Below are 16,908 nucleotides of genomic sequence, written 5' to 3' on the forward strand. Positions count from 1 at the left end.
CGCCTGGGACACGTCGGCGGCGGGGCGGCGGCGCGAAAGGGACTGGTCGGCGGTGGAGGCGCCGGGGCATTGGGCGGCGTGATCGGCGGGCGGCGGCACGGCTCGAGCGCCGTCCCGCGCCGCCGCCGGTTCGGTTGACTCGCCGGGGGCGGGTCGTGCTGGTCGGGGCGGTGGCGTTACTGTCGCTGGTTGGATTCTGGCTCGGGACGCGTGCCGTCAGCCATGCGGCGGTGCAGGTCGTGGTTCCCAGCACCGCGGGGCTGCCATGGGTGGAGGTCCGTCACGGGGACACGCTGTGGGCGATCGCCGACGTGCTCTCGGGGGGCGACGATCCCGGAGCCGTGGTGGAGGAGATCAAGCGCCTGAACGGACTGCCGGACCCGATCATTCATCCCGGCACCCGCCTCTACGTGCCGAGGGACATCGCCGGGGTGGTGCGCTGATCGGCGGCGGGGTGGTGCGCTGATCGGCGCGCAGTCACGGTGCTCGGGCTCGGCCCGGCGGTGGCCGCGGCCGGCCGTGGGCTGCCGTGTGTGTCATGGCCGCGCTCATGCTCGCACGGCGCCGGCGAACGGCCTGGTCTCGTCCCAGCTCATCGGGGCGACGCTGGTGAAGGTCGACCGGAGGGGCGGCAGAGCGATGGGTCGCCCTCCGGTACTGTTGTGAGGTTTGTTCACGGACGCGATCCCGAGCAACCCGTGTGACGCCACCCGCCTCCGCCGTGTCCGGTAGCGACGCCGACACGCCCGAGCTTGGGGACGACTGCGGGCTGATCAGCGACTTCAGCCGGATGGGCCCGCTCAACTTGCGTTCATGGTCGAGCGCTTCTACGGTTGGACCACAACATCTAGTAGTTACACCGATGTAGTTCACCACACCTTGTGTTTCCGTGACCGCTCCATGGCTAGCCTTGGAGCGTGCGTGAGCGTCCCGTCACAACGGTTTTGTGTGTGTGGTGGCCGCGGGTCGAGGAGGCGAAGCGTGCACTGTCCGTTCTGTCGCCACCCTGACACCAGGGTCATCGACAGCCGCTCGACGGACGACGGCGCGGCCATCAGGCGCCGGCGCACGTGCCCGGAGTGCGGCCGCCGGTTCACCACGCAGGAGACCGTGCTGCTCATGGTGAGCAAGCGCAGTGGAGTGACGGAGCCGTTCTCGCGGGACAAGGTCGTCGCGGGCGTACGGCGGGCCTGCCAGGGAAGACCGGTCAGCGAGGACTCACTGGCGCAGCTCGGGCAGCGGGTTGAGGAGGCCATCAGGGCCAAGGGCGCGGCCGAGCTCCCCTCCAACGAGGTGGGCCTGGCGATCCTAGGCCCGCTGCGGGAGCTCGACGAGGTGGCCTACCTGCGTTTCGCATCGGTGTATCGCGGTTTCGAGAGCCTGGCGGACTTCGAGGCCGAGATCTCACAGTTGAAGGCGGAGAAGGGGGAGTCATGACGGAGACGGCCAGCGGTTCAGTCGCGCGCGGGGGGAAGCGTCCGCGTAAGGGGCTGAAGATGAAGCGGATCTTCACCAAGCCCGGCGTGCACCCGTATGACGAGATCCAGTGGGAGCGCCGCGACGTCGTCATGACGAACTGGCGCGACGGCTCGATCAACTTCGAGCAGCGGGGCGTCGAGTTCCCCGAGTTCTGGTCGGTCAACGCGGCCAACATCGTGACCACCAAATACTTCCGCGGCGCCGTGGGCACCCCGCAGCGCGAGTGGAGCCTGAAGCAGCTGATCGACCGGGTCGTCGGCGTCTACACGCGCACCGGGATCGAGCACGGCTACTTCGCCAGTGACGAGGATGCCGAGATCTTCGATCACGAGCTGAAGCACGCGCTGGCGCACCAGGTGTTCGCGTTCAACTCGCCGGTGTGGTTCAACGTGGGCACCCAGTCACCCCAGCAGGTGAGCGCTTGTTTCATCCTCTCCGTGGACGACCAGATGGAGTCGATCCTGGAGTGGTACAAGGAAGAGGGTGTGATCTTCAAGGGCGGCTCGGGGTCAGGCGTCAACCTGTCCCGCATCCGCTCCTCGAAGGAGTTGCTCAGCAGCGGCGGCACGGCCAGCGGGCCGGTGAGCTTCATGCGCGGCGCGGACGCGTCCGCGGGGACGATCAAGTCCGGTGGCGCCACGCGCCGGGCGGCCAAGATGGTCGTGCTCGACGTCGATCACCCCGACATCGAGGAGTTCATCGAGACGAAGGCGCGCGAGGAGGACAAGATCCGCGCGCTGCGGGACGCCGGGTTCGACATGGACCTGGGCGGCAAGGACATCGTCTCCGTCCAATACCAGAACGCCAATAACTCGGTGCGCGTCTCCGACGAGTTCATGCGGGCCGTCGAGAAGGGCGAGAAGTTCGGCCTGCGGGCCCGCCTCACCGGCGAGGTGATCGAGACGGTCGACGCCAAGGACCTGTTCCGCAAGATGGCCAAGGCCGCCTGGGAATGCGCCGACCCGGGTGTGCAGTACGACGACACGATCAACGACTGGCACACCACCCCCGAAACGGGGCGGATCACCGCCAGCAACCCGTGCAGCGAGTACGTCCACCTGGACAACTCCTCCTGCAACCTGGCCAGCATCAACCTGCTGAAGTTCCTGAAGGACGACAACTCCTTCAACGTCGCCGACTTCGTCAAGCTGACGGAGCTGATCATCACCGCGATGGACATCTCGATCACGTTCGCCGACTTCCCGACGGAGAAGATCGGCGAGACCACGCGGGCGTATCGGCAGCTCGGCATCGGCTACGCCAACCTCGGCGCGCTGCTGATGGCGACCGGCCACGCCTACGACTCCGACGGCGGCCGGGCCGTGGCGGGGGCGATCACGTCGCTGATGACCGGCGTCTCCTACCGCCGCAGTGCTGAGCTGGCCGGGGTCGTGGGGGCGTACGACGGATATGCCAGGAACGCCGAGCCGCACAAGCGCGTCATGCGCAAGCACGCGGCGGCGAACGACAACCTGCGCACGATCGGGTCGATGGACGCCAAGATCCACACCGAGGCTTCACGCCAGTGGTCGGAGTGCCTCAAGCTCGGCGAGAAGAACGGCTACCGCAACGCCCAGGCGAGCCTCCTGGCCCCGACCGGCACGATCGGGCTGATGATGGACTGCGACACGACCGGCATCGAGCCGGACCTGGCGCTGGTCAAGTTCAAGAAGCTCGTCGGCGGCGGCTCCATGCAGATCGTCAACCAGACGATCCCGCGGGCACTCAAGCAGCTCGGCTACCAGCAGGAGCAGATCGAGGCCATCGTCGAGTACATCGCCGAGCACGGCCACGTCGTCGACGCGCCGGGCCTGCGCAAGGAGCACTACGAGGTGTTCGACTGCGCGATGGGCGAGCGGGCGATCGCGCCGATGGGGCACGTCCGCATGATGGCCGCCACCCAGCCGTTCCTGTCCGGCGCCATCTCCAAGACGGTCAACCTGCCCGAGTCGGCCACGATCGACGACATCGAGCAGGTCTACATGGAGGGCTGGACCCTCGGGCTCAAGGCGCTTGCCGTCTACCGCGACAACTGCAAGGTCGGCCAGCCGCTGTCGGCCGGCAACGGCGCCAAGAAGGAAGAGGCGGCCAAGGAGCCCGAGGTCAAGGTCATCGAGGTCAACCGGCCGACCCGGCGGCGCATGCCCAACCAGCGGCCGAGCATGACCACCCGCTTCACGGTGGGCGGCGCCAAGGGCTACATGACCGCTTCGTCCTACCCCGACGACGGGCTCGGCGAGGTGTTCCTCAAGATGTCCAAGCAGGGTTCGACCCTGGCGGGCGTCATGGACGCGTTCTCCGTCGCGATCTCCATCGGTCTCCAGTACGGCGTGCCGCTGGAGACGTACATGAGCAAGTTCGTGAACATGCGGTTCGAGCCGGCCGGCATGACGGACGACCCGGACATCCGCATGGCGACGTCGGTGATGGACTACATCTTCCGCCGCCTCGCCCTGGACCACCTGCCGTACGACGAGCGGGCGGCCCTGGGCATCTTCTCGGCGACGGAGCGGGCCGCGCAGCAGCGTGGTGAGGACCCGGCGGCGCTCCAGGAGACGGTGGACCGGGAGGCGCTGGCCCAGTCGGCTCCGATCGAGGAGAAGCCGAAGGAGACCAACCCGGGGCCGGCGGCTCAGGAGCTGACGCTGGAGAGCCACCAGCGCTTCACAGCCGACGCGCCGCTCTGCATGACCTGCGGCACCAAGATGCGTGCGGCCGGCAGCTGTTACGTCTGCGAGGGCTGCGGGTCCACCAGCGGCTGCAGCTGATCCTGGGCAGGACACGCGCCATGGCTGAATGGCCATGGATCGAGATCGACGGGAGTGGGGAGCCGGCTCGCGGCTCCCCACTCTCCGCGTGGATGCACGGGTCGCGCCGAACCGCATCCGGCCGGCGGTCCACGCCGTTCGGACATCAGGTGTCGAGCAGCTCGGCCAGCACGCCGGGTCGGTTGGTGATGATGCCGTCCACGCGGTAGGCCAGCATCCGGCGCATGACGTCCGGGTTGTCCACCGTCCAGGTCAGCACCCGCATGCCGAGGCCGTGCACGCGGCGCACGTACGACGCCGTGAGCGTCGGGTACGGCGGGTTGATCTGGTCGGCGAACGTCGCCAGCCCGGGTAGGTCGGCGGTGGACGGCGTGCCGAGGAGCCCGATCGGCACGTCGGGCAGCAGCCGGTGGAACCGCCGCATCGATTCCCAGCTGAACGACTGCACCACCAGCCGCCCCGGCGCGAGCCAGCCGGGATGGCGGCGGAGCTCGTCGGCGATGCGCTGCTCGATCCCCGGGTAGAGCTCCGGCTTCTTGACCTCCAGTAGGAGGCCCATGCCGGAGCCGCTCATTGCGTCCAGCGTCTCACCCAGCGTGGGCACCGGCTCGCCGGCGTACTCGCCGCTGAACCACGAGCCGGCGTCCAGCTTGCGGATCTGCGCGAGCGTGAGGTCACCGACGTTCCACGGCGACAGGCCGGGGAAGACCCGCTCCACGTCGGTGGTGCGGGACAGGGTGGTGTCGTGCATCAGGACCAGTTTGTGGTCCTCGGTCTCCTGGACGTCGAGCTCGAACATGTCGGCCTGCTGCTCGTCGGCCAGCTCGAAGGCGATGATCGTGTTCTCGGGAGCGTACGCGGACGCTCCCCGGTGCGCGACGTTGACGACCGCCGGCGCGGCAGTGGCCGCTGTGAGGGGGAACGCGAGGGTGGACAGTGTGGTGGCGAGGATGAGGACGACACGTCGGAACATGGGTCTCCTCCGGTCGGGGAGAGGCCTACGGACCGACGGTGACAAGAGTGTGTGACCACGAGTTGAGAGCAGAGTAGACCCGCGATGCCAGGGTGATGAGCAAACGACACGCCGCCTGCGGCGGGCCGGTGGAGATCACGCGATGCTGACGATCTAGCCTGAATGTCGTGAGATCTGCCGGTACGCTGGCCATCCTCCTCTCCGCATGGTTCATGGCCCAGTTCGACTTCTTCGTCGTCAACGTGGCCGCCCCGTCCATCGAGCACGACCTGCACGCCGGGCCCGCAGCCCTGGAGCTGATCGTCGGCGGCTACGCCTTCACGTACGCGGCCGGCATGATCACCGGAGGCCGGCTGGGCGACCGCTACGGTTACCGGCGCCTGTTCATCTGGGGCGTGACCGCGTTCACCGTCGCCTCCGTGTTGTGCGGGATCGCCGTGAACCCGGCCCAGCTGGTCGCGGCCCGACTCCTGCAGGGCCTGGCGGGTGCGGCGATGGTGCCGCAGGTGCTGGCGACGATCTCGGCCGTGTACCCGCCGCAGGAGCGGAGCAGGGCTGTCGGCTGGTACGGCGCGGTCGGCGGTCTGGGGTCGATCGCCGGGCAGGTGCTGGGCGGCCTGCTGCTGACGGCCGACGTGTTCGGCCTCGGCTGGCGGATCGTCTTCCTCATCAACCTGCCCGTCGGCCTGGTCGTCGTGCCGCTGGCGGCGTGGCTGCTTCCGGAGGTCGACATGGCCCGCCGGCCGAAGCTGGACCTGCCGGGCGCGGCGGGCCTGGCAGCCGGCCTGGCGCTGGTGCTGGTGCCGCTCGGCCTCGGCAACAGCCTGGGCTGGCCCGCGTGGACCTGGGTCAGCATGGCGGCGAGCGTCCCGGTGTTCGCGCTGACGTGGCGCCGGCAGCGGGTGCTGGGGGCGCGCGGCGGGCAGCCGGTGCTGGACCTGGAGCTGCTCAAGGTCCACTCCTACCTGGCGGGCGTCGGGTCGATCGTGGCGTTCATGGCGTACTTCGCCGCGTTCATGTTCACGCTGACGCTGCTGTTGCAGGCCGGGATGGGGCTGACGGCGTTCCAGGCGGGGCTGGCGTTCGCGCCGATGGGGGTGCTGTTCTCGGTCACCTCGGTGCTCGGGACGCGGCTCGTCAGGAGGTACGGGCTCATCGTCGTCATGATCGGCGGCACGGTCACGGTGCTCGGGCTCGGCCTGGTGGTGGCCGCGGCCGGTCTCGGGCTGCCGTACGTCATGGCCGCGCTCATGCTCGTCGGCGCCGGCAACGGCCTGGTCCTGCCGCAGCTCATCGGGGCGGCGCTGGTGGAGGTCGAGCCGCACCAGGCCGGGATCGGCTCCGGAATGCTGAGCACGGCGCAGCAGTTCGCGGGCGCGGGCGGGGTGGCGGTGATCGGCGCGGTGTTCTTCGCGGTCGCGCGGGACGGCGGCCACGTCGCGGCCATGCGCTGGTCGGCCGCCATCGACCTGGGGCTCATGCTGGTTGTGATCGCTTCGGTGGCCTACAACCGGAGCCGCGCTAGACGGAGAGAGCGGTCCCGTACAACCGTGCCGCCCTGAGTCTGATCACCAGCCGCCGATCGGTCACCATCTGCCGCAGGAACGCCGCCTCGTCGGCCAGTCCCGCCTGCATGGCGAGCAACTCCATGCCCACCTCGTCCCCGGGCTCCGAGGTCACCGGCGACAGCTCCGCCTCACCTTCGGCCACGGCGTACGACCAGAAGTCGTCGCTGGTCACATAGAGAGCGCAGCTCGGGTCCTTGTGCAGCTGGCGCACCTTGAGCCGGTCGGCGATGGTCGAGATCCGGATCACCCGCTGGCGCGGGTCCCACGTGTAGAGGACGGTGGACAGGTGGGGGTGGCCGCTGTTCTGGTTGGTCGCCAGCGCGCCGAATCGCTGCTGCGCCAGGAGCTGCGACATCTCCTCGTCCGTCAGCGACCTCGGTCCCGTGCCCGGCCCGTGTTCCTGCGGCAACTGATCGTCCTCCATCGGGGTTGGAGACGTATCAGCCTATCTGAAGCTGCCGGTTGAACGTCTGGGCGTCCGAGATCACCCAGTACTCGGCGAACCTGCCGTCCTCGGCCCGCAGGAGGTCGTGCCCGCTGAAGGCCACCCTGGTTCCCGCCGCGGCGCCCGCGCCGGGCAGGCCGCCCCGATACGCCCCGGCGAACGTCCACCGGGCCGCCACCCGGTCCCCGTCCACGATCGGGCCGACATCCAGCGTGACCGTGACGTCGTCGAACGGCGCGTGTCCCTGCTCCAGCGCCTGCACCAGCCCGTCGGGCCCGTGTACGTCCATGCCGGGCCAGTGGCCGACGAAGCCGGGAGTGACGAGGTCGTGGGCGAGTGGAAAGTCTCCGTTCCACATCTCGAGCAGCCATCGCTCGTACAGTTTCGCGATCATTCTGGCCACCTACCCACTGCCCGATAAGTTACGAGTTGTGAATTTTGCTATTTCTGGTGGATATGTCGTGCCGGTCGACGGTGCCCCCATCGACGGCGGGGTCGTTCTCATCGCGGACGGAAAGATCGCCGACGTCGGCGCGGACGTGCGGATCCCCGACCGATTCCAGGTCGTGGACGCCGCGGGGGGCTGGGTGCTGCCCGGCTTCGTCGAGGCCCACGGCCACCTCGGCGTGCACGAGGAGGCCGAGGGATGGGCCGGCAGCGACACCAACGAGATGACCGACCCCAACGGCGCCCGCCTGCGCGCCCTCGACGCGATCAACCCGGCCGACCTCGCCTTCGCCGACGCGCTCTCCGGCGGCGTCACCACCGCGGTGATCAAGCCCGGCTCCGGCAACCCGATCGGCGGCCAGACGGTCGCGGTCAAGTGCTGGGGCCGGACGGTCGACGACATGCTGATCAAGGAGCCGGTGAGCGTCAAGAGCGCACTCGGCGAGAACCCCAAGCGCGTGTACGGCGACCAGAAGAAGCTGCCCTCCACCCGCCAGGGCATCGCCGCGGTGATCCGCGACGCGTTCATGAAGGCCCAGGACTACAAGGCCAGGAAGGCCGCCGCGGCGGACGAGGGCAAGCCGTTCGACCGCGACGGCACCCTCGAGGTCCTCGTCCGCGTGCTGGACGGCGAGCTGCCGTGGTGCCAGCACACGCACCGCGCCGACGACATCGCGACCGCGTTGCGGCTGGCGGCCGAGTTCGGCTACCGCCTGGTGATCAACCACGGCACCGAAGGACATCTGCTGGCCGACACGCTGGCCGCCAGGAACGTTCCCGTGATCATCGGACCGCTCTTCACCAGCCGGTCGAAGGTCGAGCTGCGGCAGCGCTCGCTCGGCAACCCCGGCATCCTGGCGCGAGCCGGGGTCGAGCTGGCCATCACCACCGACCACCCCGTCGTGCCGATCCACTTCCTCGTCCACCAGGCCACGCTGGCGGTCAAGGAAGGGCTCGACCGCGACACGGCGCTGCGGTCGATCACCTTGAACCCGGCCCGCATCATGGGCATCGACGACCGGGTCGGCGCGCTGCGGCCGGGGCTCGACGGCGACGTGGTCATCTGGTCCGGTGACCCGCTGGACGTCATGAGCCGGGCGCTGAGGGTGTTCATCTCCGGCCGGGAGGTGTATTCGTACACGGAAGGTGAGCCCAGCGTGGCGGATCCGTACTACCGGGAATCAAGCGATCGTTAAGTGCCTGTCGATGCGCTGGGCGCATAGTGGGCGGACCGGACGGGAAGAGAGGCGCACCCCATGACAGCTCCCCCATTCGCCCAGCGCCCCAGCAAGGCGCTGCTGATCGGCTTGGTCGTCTCGGGCATCCTCGCGCTGCTCGTGCTCGCCCTCATGCTGATCTCCGGCGGGCCGGCCGGCTTCGTGGTGTCGGCGTTGCTCGCGGTGGCCCCCCTGCCGGTGCTGCTGGCGGCGGTGCTCTCGCTCGACCGGCTGGAGCCTGAGCCGAAGCTGCACCTGGCGTTCGCGTTCGCGTGGGGCGCGGGGGTGGCCGTCGTGATGGCCGTGGGGTTCACGCTCCTCGGGCAGCAACTGTTCGTCAGGGCCGGGTACGGCGCCGCGGTCGCCGAGGACGTCGGCACCGTCCTGCTGGCCCCCGTGATCGAGGAGGCGCTCAAGGGGTCGGCACTGCTGCTGCTCCTGCGCAGGAGGCACGAGATCGACGGCCTGACCGACGGCATCGTCTACGCCTCCATGGCCGGCCTGGGCTTCGCCGCCGTGGAGAACGTCGGCTACTACCTGCTGGCGTTCGGCGAGGACGGCGTCAGCGGCGCGATCCAGCTGTTCGTGTTGCGCGGGTTGATCGACCCTCTAGGTCACCCCGTGTACACCTCGATGATCGGCCTCGGCGTCGCGTACGCGCTCACCCGCCGCACGCCTGCCAGGTTCGCCGCGATCCCGCTCGGCTATCTCGGCGCGGTGTTCCTGCACGCGCTCTGGAACGGCTCGGCCACAACGGGGTCGCTGGCCTGGCTGGGCGTGGCCTACCTGGTGATCATGGCGGCGCTCGTCCTGCTCATCGTCGTGACCGTCGTCGAACGCCGCCAGCTCATCGGCAAGATGTCCGTCTACCTGCCCGGATACCGGCCGACCGGGCTGGTCACCGACCAGGACGTCCGGATGCTCAGCACGTTGTCGGCACGCAAGGCGGCCCGCAGGTGGGCCAGGGGAGTCGGGCTCGGGCGGGCCATGAGCGACTACCAGCAGGCGGCGACCGAGCTGACCATGCTGCACCTGCGGGCCGAACGGCAGGGGATGGACCCGGGCAGGTTCGCGGTGGAGCGGGACGCGTACCTGGGAGCGATGGCGCACGCCCGCCGCTGGTGAGCTGCCAGGTCTCGCCCAATGGGATATATCGGATTTTTGATCGGTTTTCTGGCAGGATTGGAGGAGAATCGAAGGGAGAGTGTATGAGCTGGGCGGAGATCGAGTCCGAGGCCGAGCTGCGCGAGCTGCTGGGGGAGGTCATGCCGAGGGCGGCGACCAAGGAACGTGTCCGCCTGCACGAGCGTGACCTGCAGTGGCTGGCGGCTTCGCCGTTCTGCCTGATCGCCACCTCCGACGACCAGGGCAACTGTGACGTCTCGCCCAAGGGCGACCCTGCCGGGTTCGTCCACGTCATCGACGACGCCACGATCGCCATCCCGGACCGCCCCGGGAATCGCAGAGCGGACGGATTCCTCAATATCCTCAAAAATCCGCACGTAGGGTTGATCTTTCTCATCCCCGGCCGTAACGAGACCCTCCGCGTCAACGGCCGTGCCCGGCTCGTCCGCGAAGCCCCGTTCTTCGATGAGATGATCGTCAAGGGCCACCGCCCGCAACTCGCCCTCGTCGTGGAGATCGAGCAGATCTTCTTCCACTGCGCGAAGGCGTTCCTGCGCTCCGGGTTGTGGAAGCCGGACACCTGGGGCGACGGCCTGCCCTCGCACGCGAGGCTGGTCAAGGACGTGCAGAAGGTCGAGGAGAGCCTCGAGGCGCTCGAGAGCTACTACGGCGAGTCGTACACCAAGAAGCTCTACGCCTCCTGACAGACGGAGACCCAGGTCGCAGCACACATCAAACGTGGGCCGGCCTGGGTCGTGCTGCGGGCTAGGCGGCAGGCGTGGGGCCGTTGGGGAAACGGATCACGTTCCTGCCGGTGTAGGCCCGCAAATCGATCACCTTGGGGTCGGCGGGCGGCTTGCGGCGGTCTGCCGACCGAATGTCGCGGACCGTGTGCCTGGCAATGTGTGGCGGCACCGCCACAAGCCTCTTCATCGTGAACCCCCCCGTGATGTTCTTGTTACCTATGTTGTCTACAGATACCCCCGTAAGTTTGCTGTAAGGAGCAAGTCAATAGGGAAGTCGGCGACCTGCCGGTGAACGCAGGTCCAACTCCATGACCGGCCCTGGGCGCCGCCTGACCGTAGCCTTGATGACTCTGACGCGTTTCATGGTCTCCCCCTTCCGAAGCGCGTCGTTCTCCTCTCAACCACTGTGCGCCGCGCCGCTTGGCGGCGGCTTGGCGAACGCTTGCCGTCCGCCATGCGCGCCAACCTAGCCGGAGGGCCCGTCCGGCTCAATGGATTTCTACGAGATCAGGCACCTGGTGTGAGCCGGGCGGTGACACCGATCCGGTTCCAGGCGTTGATCATCGCGACAGCCGCGATCAGCAGCGCGAGCTGCTTCTCGCTGTAGTGCTCGCTCGCCTGCTGCCACACGGCGTCCGGCACGGCTTCGCGGTCGGGCAGCCTGGTCGCCTCTTCCGTCAGGGCGAGCGCGGCCCGCTCGGCGGGGGTGAACACCGTGGCCTCGCGCCAGACCGCCACCATCCACACGCGCTCGTCGCTCTCTCCGGCCTTCTTCATGTCGCGGCTGTGCATGTCCACGCAGTAGCCGCAGCCGTTGATCTGGCTGGCGCGCAACTTGACGAGCTCGATGGTGGCGGTCGGCAGCTCGCTGTCGTGCAGGATCTTCTCCACCGCCAGGAAGTGGTGGTAGATCTCGGGAATGTGCCTGGCGATGTTGATCCGCTGCGTCATGTGAGCCTCCTCAGTTTCCGCTCTTTCAGTGACAGGACGGGGCAGGCCTCCCCGTTGTGACAACGTCGGCGGAAAAACATTGGGCGAGGATGGTCAGCCCAGGCAGTTGCCCCACTTCTGGCGGCCGCCCCACGCCTCGACACGGCCGTCGGGGTCGCGGGTCCAGCCGGCGTACCGCACGCACTTCCAGCTGCCGTCGAGGTGGCCGGTCTCGGCGTAGTAGCGGTACTTCTGCTGGTCCTGCGACTTGCCGCCGCCTCGCACCTCGAGGTAGGCGCCGGTCACCGAGCGTACGCCCAGGTAGGCGGTCTTGACCGCGGCCACGCAGTTCTTGCCGGCGCGCTTGCTGTACATGAGGTACACGTGCCCGAACACGGCGCCACCGGGCGTCTTCATCGCCCGGTGCCCGTCCTTGACGCGGTGGAAGCCGGGGCCGCAGATGCGCTCGGGCGTGTAGCGCGCCGTGGCGGCGTACGCCGAGGAGGGGATGGTGGCGATTCCGGCGGCGATCAGGGCGGCCGCGATGACCGTTCGCGTGAGCACGGTTTCCCTTCGACAGGGGATATTAAGAACATCGATGATCTTTACTGTGACTTAACCGTAATTGCAAGGGGTGGTGGATGCCGCTCATCGCGGTCTGCGCGGCCTGGGCCGTGTTCTGGGGCTCCTGGTCGGCTCTGCTGCCTGCCATCAAGCTGGAGCTGGGCATCTCGGCGGGCGACCTCGGGCTGGCGCTGAGCGCCGTACCCGTGGGGGCACTTCCCGCGATGGCCCTCACCGGACGGCTGGCGCGGGGACGGGAGCGGTCCGCCCTGATGGTGACCACGATATTGTTCGCGCTCAGCGTGGCCGGCATCGGTCTGGCCGGCTCGCTTTGGCAGCTGGCGGCGGCCCTGCTGCTGGTGGGCGCCACCAGCGGCGCGCTGGACATCGCGCTCAACCTGACCACCGGGCGGGTCGAACGCGAGACCGGCCGCCGGCTCTTCCAGCCCGTGCACGCCGCCTTCCCGGTCGGAGTCATCGCGGCCGCGCCGGCCACGGGGCTGGCCCGCTCGCTCGGGTACGGCGTCGGCACGGTGCTCGCGGCCATCACGATGATCATCGTCGTCACGTCGCTGTCGCTGCTGGCGTTGCCCATGGGGCGTGCGGTGGCCGAATCCTCCTCGCACACCGACAGGCGCGGGCTCTGGGGACTCGCCGTCGTACTCGGGGTGCTGGCCGCGTGCGTGCTCATCATCGAGAACTCGGTCGAGCAGTGGTCGGTGCTGCTGCTGGAGGAACATCGCGGCGCCACGCCGCTCGTGTCGAGCGCCGCACCCGCGGTCTACATGGGCGCGCTCACCACTGGGCGGCTCATCGTGCAGGCGCTCCCACGGGTGCCGCTCAGGATGATGTACCTGGTGGCGGGGGCAGGCGGCGGTGCGGGCATCGCGCTGGCCGGGCTGGGCGGGAATGTGGCGACCTCCATGGTGGGGTTCGCGGTGACCGGGCTGGCGCTCGGGCCGCTGGTGCCCGCCCTGCTCAGCCGTTCGGCCGCAGCCGATCCGAGCGGGACGCTGGTGTGGGGCGTGTCCACGATCTCGTACACGGGATTCGTGGTCAGCCCGCTGCTCGTGGCCGGGCTGAGCGGGTGGGTCGGCCTGCCCGTGGCGCTGGCCGCGCTCGGGCTGCTCGGGTTGCCGCTCGTGGCCCGCTTCGCGGTGGAACGATCGTGACGGCGGGAACGGCCTGAATATGGTGGTCCTTTGGGGAAAGGAGAGCACGGAACGGGGTATCCCCCCGGGCGGACTCGACTGCAAAGGGGATCACCATGGCTGTCTGCGAGACCTGCGGCAACGACTACGACATGGCGTTCGAGGTGCACGCGCAGGGGGCGGTGCACACCTTCGACTGCTTCCAGTGCGCGATCGAGGCGATGGCGCCCATCTGCGAGCACTGCGGCACCAAGGTCATCGGACATGGAGTCCAGTCGGCCGATCATTGGTACTGCTGCGCTCACTGCGCCCGTGAGGAGGGCAGCAAGGGCATCGTCGACCGCGTCATGGCGGGCACCACGTCCTAGCCGGCTCCTGCGGTCTCAGGGGCTCCTAAGATCTCAAGAGGCCGACGGTCTCACGAGGCTCCTGGGGGTCTCAGAAGGCTGCGCACGCGGGCGACGGCCTCGTCCAGCGGCGCCTGGGGCACCGGGGCGGAGAGGTCCAGCGTGATGTCGCCGTTCTTGGCCTCCCAGACGCCCGCCCCCCGGCCCTCGTGGACGACAACGGGAGAGATCCAGCCTGCCTGGCGGCTGACCTTGGGCTTGAGCGGCGGCGGGACGAGCGGGGCCAGCGCGCGCGGAGCGGCCAGAATGTATTGGTCGAAACCCGGCAGCAAGTGGACCTCGGCGGACGGCCGGGTGCTCGCCAGGTCGTCCAGGTGCTCGGTCAGCGCGAGCAGGGTCATCCCGTCGTCGGTCTCGACCTCGGTCAGCTCCGGCGCCAGGTCGCGGAACCAGCCCTTCAGCACCGCCTTCCTGGCCACGCCGCCGAACAGCCAGGTGTCGAACATCTCCGGTGTCGCCGGGCCGTGCGCGCCGAGGAACGCACGCGCCACGTGTACGCCCGCCTCCTCGAACGGCGGGAGCTCGGACGGCCAATCGGGGAGCCAGGCACGCGGGGCGGTGAACGTCACCCTGCCCTCACGGGGCGGGCCGTAGCACAGCTCACCCAGGCGGCTCAGCGGCTTGAGCAGGGCGCCCCAGCCGGACGTGAGCGCCTCCCGCAAGTGGGCGTCGCCGGACGCCGCCACCACGGCGTCGACCAGCTCTTCGCGGGTCAGCGGACGCCGGGCTCCGTCGGCCAGCACCTGCGGGACCGCCTCGATGATCGCCGCGATCTCGGCGGCGGTCACGCCGTGGCCGCGCTGCCACGACCCCTTCTCCCAGAACCGCAACGTGCTCAGGGCCGCGCAGTAACCAGCCAACTCGTCGGCAGGGACGAGATGCAGGGTGCCGCGCATGATCCACGTCTTGGCCAGGGTGCGATCGGCCCACAGGGCGCGGTCGATCTCGCCCGGGTCCGGCTCGGCGCTCCTGACCGCCACCGCCAGCTTCGCCGACGAGGCCACCTGCGTCTGCACACCGCACAACCTGCGGGCCACGGTCACGGCATCGGGGGCGCCTGCGCCGCTCACGAACTGCCTGCGCAGGCGCCATGCGAGGATCTGAGGCCAGGCCACCTTGGTCGTCACCCGCCTTTTCTACACCCCCGCCACCGACAACCCGCCGTCCCCGGCTCCGCTCCCGCCGCCTGGGGGCCCTCCCGCCGGGTGCCGGCGCCGCCCGGCGGGTCAGCGCATGAAGCCGATGTTCTCGTAGCGGAGGTCGTAGAAGCCGCGTGCCCCCACGTTGGCCAGCGTCGCCTTGGTCGCGACCAGCTGAGGCCGCTGGTAGAGCGGCAACACGTTCACCTCCCGCCAGATCAGCTCATCGGCCGCGTTCGTGGCCGCGCGCGCCGAGACCGGGTCCAGGCTCTGCGCGGCCCGGCTCATGGCCTTGTCGATCGCCGCCGACCCGGTACGCCCGAAGTTCGCGTTCCACGTCTTCCCGTCCGGCGAGTTCGCGTAGATCCCGTAACTGCTGGACACCGGGAACGGCGTCCCGATGTAGGCGAACGGCGTGATGTCGAAGTTCCCGGGAATCACGTAACTGGTGAAGAAGTCGTCACTCGGCACCGCCTTGATCGTCAGCTTCACCCCGATCTGCGCCAGCATGCTCTGCGCCAGCTCCCCCTCCGACTTGCTGATCTGCACCCCCGACGGCACCACGAACCGCAGGTCCAGGGTCTTGCCGTTCTTCTGCCTGACGGCCCCGTTCAGCTTCCACCCGGCCGCGTCCAGAAGCTGCCGCGCCCGCCCAGGGTTGTACACCCCCAGAGCGCCGGCGTTGTCCTGGTAGCCCTCCTGGGTGTTCATGAAGAAGTGGTTGTTCAGCAGCGCGATCGGCCAGTCCAGCCCCTGCAGGTCGGACTGCGCGATGGCCTGCCGGTTGACGCCCAGCTGGATCGCCTGGCGCACGTTCCGGTCCCGCAACAGCTCGCTCGACCCATTGAAGGTGAAATGCCGGAAATCGGGTCCAGCCGCCTGGCGGACCTGCGCCCCCGCCGTGGCCCTGGCCCGCGCGTAGTCGGGGGCGGACGGTCCCACGTCGATGATGTCGAGCTCGCCGTTGCTGAACGCCCCGATCAGCGAGTCCTGCTCGGACGCCCGATAAACGATCTTGTCGAGCTTGGCCCGCTCACCCCACCAGGCGTCGTCCCGGACCAGCGTGATCGTCTTGGCCGTCTGGTCGAACCCCCCGAACTTGAACGGCCCGGCCGTCACGGGGATCTTGTTCAGCCAGGAGGTGTTGAACGCCTCCGGCGTACGGTTCGTGGCGGCGGGCAGCAGCGGCCCGAAGAGCGCCTGCCAGTCCCCGAACGGCCGGGCGAACGTCACGACCACCTCGAAATCGTCCTTCCCCCGCGCCACCTTCTCGATGTCCTGGTAGCCGGTGGACGAAGCGATGCGGTACGCCGAGTCCCGCCCGTTCAGCGCCTGCCACTGCGCCTGGTAGTCGGCCCACGTGATCGGCCGCCCGTCGGACCAACGCGCCTTCGGGTTCAGCGTGTACGTCACCACCTGCTTGGGCCGCTGATCGGTGACCTCGGCCTCCAGCACGTAATCCCGGTTGACGGAGATCTCCGCCTTCTCGTCCGACACCGTCGGCGACGGCAGCAGCGCATTGCTGACCGAGGCCGCCACGGCCAGGTTGCCGTCCACGTGGTTCCTGTTCCATTGCGCGGGGAACTCATTGATGCCCCACCGCAGCGTCCCGCCGTCCTTGATCTTGTCGCGCGGCTGCAGGTTGATGTCGAAGGCCTTGATCGTACGGTCGTCGCCGGCGCCGTCACCCGGGCCTGTCCCGGCCCCGCCGCCGCACCCGCCCAGGGCCACGACAACGGCCACGGCCGCGACAAGACGTGCTGCTTTCATCGAGCGATTCCTCCTGGTCTAAACGACTTCACGCCGTTCGGCGTAGTGGCAGGCCGCGCCCTGGTCCTCGCCCAGCGGCCGCACCTCGGGCTCGACGGCCACGCAGCGCTTGCGCTCGTCGTCGGTCAGCTCGGCACGGAACTTGGGGCACCTGGTGCGGAAACGGCAGCCCGTCGGAG

17 protein-coding genes are annotated in these 16,908 nt (G+C 69.0%); 9 read left to right on the forward strand and 8 right to left on the reverse strand.

Features of this window, described 5'->3' with window-relative positions:
• Positions 1 to 155: 155 nt before the first annotated feature.
• From ETD86_RS43625 to ETD86_RS43635, 3 genes are all read left to right on the forward strand, one after another.
• The gene (locus tag ETD86_RS43625; RefSeq protein WP_170223579.1) at positions 156 to 443 is read left to right on the forward strand and encodes a LysM peptidoglycan-binding domain-containing protein; all 288 of its coding nucleotides are present in this window, start codon (positions 156 to 158) and stop codon (positions 441 to 443) included.
• A 538-nt stretch (positions 444 to 981) separates the two neighbouring features.
• The gene (nrdR, locus tag ETD86_RS43630; RefSeq protein WP_103955744.1) at positions 982 to 1,437 is read left to right on the forward strand and encodes a transcriptional regulator NrdR; all 456 of its coding nucleotides are present in this window, start codon (positions 982 to 984) and stop codon (positions 1,435 to 1,437) included.
• Positions 1,434 to 4,247, forward strand: coding sequence for a vitamin B12-dependent ribonucleotide reductase (locus ETD86_RS43635; protein WP_138672513.1), 2,814 nt, complete (start codon positions 1,434 to 1,436; stop codon positions 4,245 to 4,247). Before nrdR ends, ETD86_RS43635 begins: the two co-directional genes overlap by 4 nt.
• A 145-nt stretch (positions 4,248 to 4,392) precedes the next feature.
• Here ETD86_RS43635 and ETD86_RS43640 read toward each other — a convergent pair whose 3' ends face one another.
• Positions 4,393 to 5,220 carry a glycerophosphodiester phosphodiesterase gene (locus tag ETD86_RS43640; protein ID WP_138672514.1) on the reverse strand — a complete coding sequence of 276 codons (828 nt, stop codon included), beginning with the start codon at positions 5,218 to 5,220 and terminating at the stop codon, positions 4,393 to 4,395.
• 167 nt (positions 5,221 to 5,387) lie between these two features.
• Here ETD86_RS43640 and ETD86_RS43645 point away from each other — a divergent pair, with 167 nt between their 5' ends.
• A complete protein-coding gene (locus tag ETD86_RS43645) occupies positions 5,388 to 6,782 on the forward strand; it encodes an MFS transporter (RefSeq protein WP_211370686.1) in 1,395 nt (464 codons plus the stop codon).
• On the opposite strand, the gene ETD86_RS43650 is transcribed toward ETD86_RS43645, so the two are convergent.
• A complete protein-coding gene (locus ETD86_RS43650) occupies positions 6,742 to 7,212 on the reverse strand; it encodes a TIGR03618 family F420-dependent PPOX class oxidoreductase (RefSeq protein WP_138672515.1) in 471 nt (156 codons plus the stop codon). The genes ETD86_RS43645 and ETD86_RS43650 overlap by 41 nt on opposite strands.
• Positions 7,213 to 7,228: 16 nt before the next feature.
• Complete coding sequence (locus tag ETD86_RS43655; protein ID WP_138672516.1) at positions 7,229 to 7,627, reverse strand: ester cyclase; 399 nt, start codon at positions 7,625 to 7,627, stop codon at positions 7,229 to 7,231.
• A 67-nt stretch (positions 7,628 to 7,694) separates the two neighbouring features.
• On the opposite strand from ETD86_RS43655, the gene ETD86_RS43660 reads away from it, so the two are divergent.
• From ETD86_RS43660 to ETD86_RS43670, 3 genes are all read left to right on the forward strand, one after another.
• A complete protein-coding gene (locus tag ETD86_RS43660; RefSeq protein ID WP_425465695.1) occupies positions 7,695 to 8,876 on the forward strand; it encodes an amidohydrolase in 1,182 nt (393 codons plus the stop codon).
• Between the two features lie 60 nt (positions 8,877 to 8,936).
• Positions 8,937 to 10,022, forward strand: coding sequence for a PrsW family intramembrane metalloprotease (locus tag ETD86_RS43665; RefSeq protein ID WP_138672518.1), 1,086 nt, complete (start codon positions 8,937 to 8,939; stop codon positions 10,020 to 10,022).
• Positions 10,023 to 10,105: 83 nt separating this feature from the next.
• Positions 10,106 to 10,726, forward strand: coding sequence for a pyridoxamine 5'-phosphate oxidase family protein (locus ETD86_RS43670; RefSeq protein ID WP_138672519.1), 621 nt, complete (start codon positions 10,106 to 10,108; stop codon positions 10,724 to 10,726).
• Between the two features lie 61 nt (positions 10,727 to 10,787).
• On the opposite strand, the gene ETD86_RS55985 is transcribed toward ETD86_RS43670, so the two are convergent.
• From ETD86_RS55985 to ETD86_RS43680, 3 genes are all read right to left on the reverse strand, one after another.
• Positions 10,788 to 10,955 (reverse strand): hypothetical protein, encoded by a 168-nt coding sequence (locus ETD86_RS55985; protein ID WP_170223580.1) that lies wholly within the window; start codon positions 10,953 to 10,955, stop codon positions 10,788 to 10,790.
• 320 nt (positions 10,956 to 11,275) lie between these two features.
• Positions 11,276 to 11,719, reverse strand: coding sequence for a carboxymuconolactone decarboxylase family protein (locus tag ETD86_RS43675; protein WP_138672520.1), 444 nt, complete (start codon positions 11,717 to 11,719; stop codon positions 11,276 to 11,278).
• A 93-nt stretch (positions 11,720 to 11,812) separates the two neighbouring features.
• Positions 11,813 to 12,262: a hypothetical protein gene (locus ETD86_RS43680; protein ID WP_138672521.1), complete on the reverse strand. Its 450-nt coding sequence runs from the start codon at positions 12,260 to 12,262 to the stop codon at positions 11,813 to 11,815.
• A 77-nt stretch (positions 12,263 to 12,339) separates the two neighbouring features.
• Here ETD86_RS43680 and ETD86_RS43685 point away from each other — a divergent pair, with 77 nt between their 5' ends.
• Together ETD86_RS43685 and ETD86_RS43690 are read left to right on the forward strand one after the other, a co-directional pair.
• Positions 12,340 to 13,434: an MFS transporter gene (locus tag ETD86_RS43685; protein WP_138672522.1), complete on the forward strand. Its 1,095-nt coding sequence runs from the start codon at positions 12,340 to 12,342 to the stop codon at positions 13,432 to 13,434.
• 95 nt (positions 13,435 to 13,529) lie between these two features.
• Positions 13,530 to 13,781 (forward strand): hypothetical protein, encoded by a 252-nt coding sequence (locus ETD86_RS43690; RefSeq protein ID WP_138672523.1) that lies wholly within the window; start codon positions 13,530 to 13,532, stop codon positions 13,779 to 13,781.
• Positions 13,782 to 13,831: 50 nt separating this feature from the next.
• On the opposite strand, the gene ETD86_RS43695 is transcribed toward ETD86_RS43690, so the two are convergent.
• Together ETD86_RS43695 and ETD86_RS43700 are read right to left on the reverse strand one after the other, a co-directional pair.
• The gene (locus ETD86_RS43695) at positions 13,832 to 14,947 is read right to left on the reverse strand and encodes a DNA glycosylase AlkZ-like family protein (protein WP_246149192.1); all 1,116 of its coding nucleotides are present in this window, start codon (positions 14,945 to 14,947) and stop codon (positions 13,832 to 13,834) included.
• Positions 14,948 to 15,046: 99 nt separating this feature from the next.
• Positions 15,047 to 16,729: an ABC transporter family substrate-binding protein gene (locus tag ETD86_RS43700; protein ID WP_246149194.1), complete on the reverse strand. Its 1,683-nt coding sequence runs from the start codon at positions 16,727 to 16,729 to the stop codon at positions 15,047 to 15,049.
• Positions 16,730 to 16,908: the final 179 nt, after the last annotated feature.

The sequence above is a fragment of the Nonomuraea turkmeniaca genome, assembly GCF_005889735.1.
GTDB classification, from domain to species: domain Bacteria; phylum Actinomycetota; class Actinomycetes; order Streptosporangiales; family Streptosporangiaceae; genus Nonomuraea; species Nonomuraea turkmeniaca.